Annotated in this window: 3 protein-coding genes; 1 reads left to right on the forward strand and 2 read right to left on the reverse strand. The window is 66.2% G+C overall.

What is annotated here, in order from left to right; genetic code table 11:
- On the reverse strand, positions 1–998 hold a 998-nt coding region (locus ON45_RS17930; RefSeq protein WP_040495711.1), incomplete at its 3' end, for an LOG family protein.
- Here ON45_RS17930 and ON45_RS17935 point away from each other — a divergent pair.
- Positions 997–2,625 carry a molybdopterin-dependent oxidoreductase gene (locus ON45_RS17935; protein WP_051063328.1) on the forward strand — a complete coding sequence of 543 codons (1,629 nt, stop codon included), beginning with the start codon at positions 997–999 and terminating at the stop codon, positions 2,623–2,625. The genes ON45_RS17930 and ON45_RS17935 overlap by 2 nt on opposite strands.
- A 23-nt stretch (positions 2,626–2,648) precedes the next feature.
- On the opposite strand, the gene tal is transcribed toward ON45_RS17935, so the two are convergent.
- Positions 2,649–3,758: a transaldolase gene (gene tal, locus ON45_RS17940; RefSeq protein WP_051063329.1), complete on the reverse strand. Its 1,110-nt coding sequence runs from the start codon at positions 3,756–3,758 to the stop codon at positions 2,649–2,651.
- Between the last annotated feature and the right edge of the window lie 70 nt (positions 3,759–3,828).

Here is a 3,828-nt window from a genome sequence, read left to right on the forward strand (position 1 = left end):
ATCATCTTGATCAGGTCGCTGTAGCCGTGGCGGGTGAAGTCGAGCGACAGGCGATCCAGGTCGACGTGATCGTCGTCACGCCGTTCCACCCGAGTCGCGTCGGCGCGCTCGATGCCGCCCGAAGCAAGCAGGTGCGCGTAGCCGTCGTTGAGTTCGGCGAGCTGGTCGTCGGTCGGACCCTTCCGAAGCCGGATGACGAGACGGTCGCCGACGAAACGGATCGAGTGGTAGTTCGAGTAGAAGCGTTCGATGATGCGACACGCCTCGTCGCACGAATCGGTGATCGTGTACAGCCTGGTGTCACCCGGAGAGACCAGCCCGCGGTCGATCAGTTGCGTGCGGACGAGACCGTCCACCTGCTCCCAGAAGGGATCGTCGGGCGCGTCGAGCAGGACGATCGGCACCGGCAAGCTCTTGCCGGTCTGTACGAGCGTGATGAGCTCGAACGTCTCGTCGAGGGTGCCGAAACCGCCCGGGAGGCACACGAATGCCGCGGATTCCTTGATGAGCATCAATTTCCGGGTGAAGAAGTACTTCATGGCCACGTGCTTCTCGTCGCCGGCGATGATGTCGTTCGCACCGCTCTCGAACGGCAGCCGGATCGAGACACCGATCGAGCGTTCCCGACCTGCGCCCTCCATGCCCGCCTGCATGATCCCGGGCCCGGCCCCCGTCACCGTCATCCACCCTCGCTCGGCGAGCAACGCCGCCAGATCTCGAGCCTGGGCATAGAGCGGGTCGTCCGGGCGCGTTCGTGCCGAACCGAAGATCGAGACCTTCGCTTCGTCCTTGTACGGGGCGAACACGCGGTACGCCTCACGCATCTCCGTGAGTGCCGCGGCGGCGATCTTCAGGTCGAGCGTGTCGGGTTCGTCACCGACGAGACCGATCGCTTCGGAAACGAGTGATTCCGCGAGCCGAACATTCTCCGAAACTCCGAGTTCGGCAACGAGAGATCGCGCCCGCTCACGGTTCGGATCGGATACACCTTGGTTCATGTCCAATGGACCCTACGACGCCGACGAGCCGGTCGGCCAGCCTGGCCGCGTCGCCAGATTGCGGAACTCCTTCTCGAGCGATGCAACGACGCCGTCGTTGTGGCGCGGCCTCGGCCTCGGTCTCCTCGCCACGGGTGCCGGGCTGGGCGTCGCCGAACTCGTGGTCGGGCTCGTGCAGGACTCGGCCTCGCCGGTCGTTCCGGTGGGGCAGGAGTTCATCGACTACACCCCGGCGTGGTTGAAGAACTGGGCGATCGAGCAGTTCGGCACCAACGACAAGGCCGTGCTCGTCGCGGGAGCACTCATCGTGATCCTGATCCTCGGAGCGATCATCGGCGTGCTGGCCGTTCGCGGCGCCCGGGCGATGGCCTATGCGCTCACGATCGCCGTCGGAGTGATCGGCGCCTGTGCGGTGATGATCCGGCCCGAGCCGTCGCTGGCCAAACTGTTGCCGACGATCGTGGGGGCGCTCGTCTCGCTCGGTGTGCTCTGGTGGCTCGCTCCTCGCCCGGGACCCGCCGACGAGACCGGTCGCCCGACGATGATCGGGCCCGATCGGCGCCAGTTCATGCTGGGAGCGGTCGGGATCGGTTCCGTCGCCGCGATCACCGGCGGCCTCGGATGGACGATGCGCCGCCGCTTCGAGATCGACCAGGAACGCGCGGAATTGGTGCTCCCCAGGGTCGAGGGGAACGAAGCTTCCGCCGTGGTGCCGGACGAGTTCTCGCTCGGTGTCGACGGGATCGAGTCGTTCGTCGTCCCGAACGACGATTTCTACCGGATCGACACGGCGCTGGTCGTGCCGCAGGTGTCGATCGAGACCTGGTCGTTGAAGATCGGTGGGTTGGTCGACAACCCGATGGAGTTGACGTTCTCGGATCTGCTGGCCCGCCCGCAGATCGAGCGCACGATCACCCTGTCGTGCGTGTCGAATCCGGTCGGGGGAGACCTCGTCGGAAATGCCGTCTGGCAGGGGGTCCGTCTGGCCGACCTGCTCGAGGAGGCCGGGCTGCAGACAGGAGCGGAACAGGTCGTCTCCCGATCGGTCGACGGCTGGACCTGCGGCTCGCCGATCGAGGCGATCATGGACGGCCGAGATGCGATGCTCGCCGTCGCGATGAACGGTGAGCCCCTTCCGGCGCAGCACGGATACCCGGTGCGAATCGTCGTTCCGGGATTGTTCGGCTACGTGTCGGCGACCAAGTGGGTCACCGACATCACCCTGACACGCTGGGACGAATTCGACGCCTACTGGGTCCCACGTGGTTGGTCGAAGCGCGGACCCGTGAAGACGATGGCACGGATCGACACGCCCCGATCAGGTGCCCGGCGCGACGGCGAGGTTCCGATCGGCGGAGTCGCCTGGGCGGTGCACCGCGGCGTCGAGGCCGTGCAGGTGCGAATCGACGAGGGGGAGTGGCGCGATGCCGAGTTGGGCGCAGTTCCGTCGGCCGACACGTGGGTGCAGTGGGTGTACCGGTGGGACACCAGCGAGGTCGAACGCGGCGGACACAGCGTCGAGGTGCGGGCGATCGACGGCGAGGGCGAGCCGCAACCCGAGCAGCCCAAGGCGGTCGCTCCCGACGGAGCGCAGGGATACCACCGGATCTCGATCGACGTCGGATAGTCGGGCGACGGCCGGACCGCCGGTCAACTGCGCAGTTCTGTGGCCTTGGCTTCGAGGGTTTCGATCAGCTCGTCGAACGCCTGCGCGAAGCTGTCGACGCCCTCGCGCTCGAGTTGTGCAGCCACGTCGTCCATGTCGACGCCGACCTCGGGCAGTTTCGCCCACACCGCTTCGGCGTCGGCCACGTCGGCATCGACGCGGCGCGCCACGGTTCCGTGGTCCACGAACGCGTCCAACGTGGCGTCAGGAAGCGTGTTCACGGTGTGCGGGCCGACCAGTTCGTCGACGTACAGGGTGTCGGGGTAGTCCGGGTTCTTCGCCCCGGTCGACGCCCAGAGCGGACGCTGCACGCGCGCCCCACGTGCCGCGAGCGCTTCCCACCGCTCACCGGAGAACTTCTCGGCGAACAGCTGGTACGCCAGCTTCCCCTGGGCGACGGCTGCCTTGCCGCGTAGCGCGAGTGCCTCCTCGGTACCGATGGCCTCGAGCCGCTTGTCGACTTCGACGTCGACTCGGCTGATGAAGAAACTCGCGACGCTCGCGACCTGAGCGAGGTCGGCATCGGGATCCTCGACCAGGCGCTCGAGCCCAGCCATGTATGCCTCGATCACCCGCTCATAGCGCGGAAGCGAGAAGATCAGGGTGACGTTGATGCTCCGTCCCTCGGCGATCATCTGCTCGATCGGCGTGAGGCCCGCCTCGGTACCGGGAATCTTGACCATCAGGTTGCGACGGTTGATCCGCTCGTGCAGGCCGCGTGCCGCGGCTTCGGTCCCTGCGCTGTCGTGAGCGAGGTCGGGTGCGACCTCGACGCTGACGTAGCCGTCGACACCGTCGGAATGGTCGTACACCTTCGAGAACACGTCACATGCCCCGTGGATGTCGCGAATCACGAGCGACCAGTAGTCGTCGACGATCGGCCCGTCATCGGCTGCGATCTCGGCGAACAGCTCGTCGTAGTCCGACGAACCCGAGATCGCCTTCTGGAAGATCGACGGATTCGACGTCAGGCCGCGCACTCCACCGTCGCGGATGTCGATCAACTTCCCGGACGTGAGGTAGTCCCGCCGGAGGTTGTCGAGCCAGGCGCTCTGGCCCTCGTTCTCGTACAGATCGTGCAGTCGCTGACTCATTGGTCGCTTCCTCTCCAGATTTTCGTCCGGTGAGATGTGAGACCACCTGTCGGTCTCACATCTCACCGGA

Source organism: Ilumatobacter nonamiensis YM16-303 (genome assembly GCF_000350145.1).
GTDB classification, from domain to species: Bacteria; Actinomycetota; Acidimicrobiia; order Acidimicrobiales; family Ilumatobacteraceae; genus Ilumatobacter_A; species Ilumatobacter_A nonamiensis.

What these genes read in the sequence shown, in the direction of transcription:
- ON45_RS17935 (WP_051063328.1), top strand. Translation starts at nt 997, where the DNA reads ATGTCCAATGGACCCTACGACGCCGACGAGCCGGTCGGCCAGCCTGGC.
- tal (WP_051063329.1), bottom strand. Translation starts at nt 3,758, where the DNA reads ATGAGTCAGCGACTGCACGATCTGTACGAGAACGAGGGCCAGAGCGCC.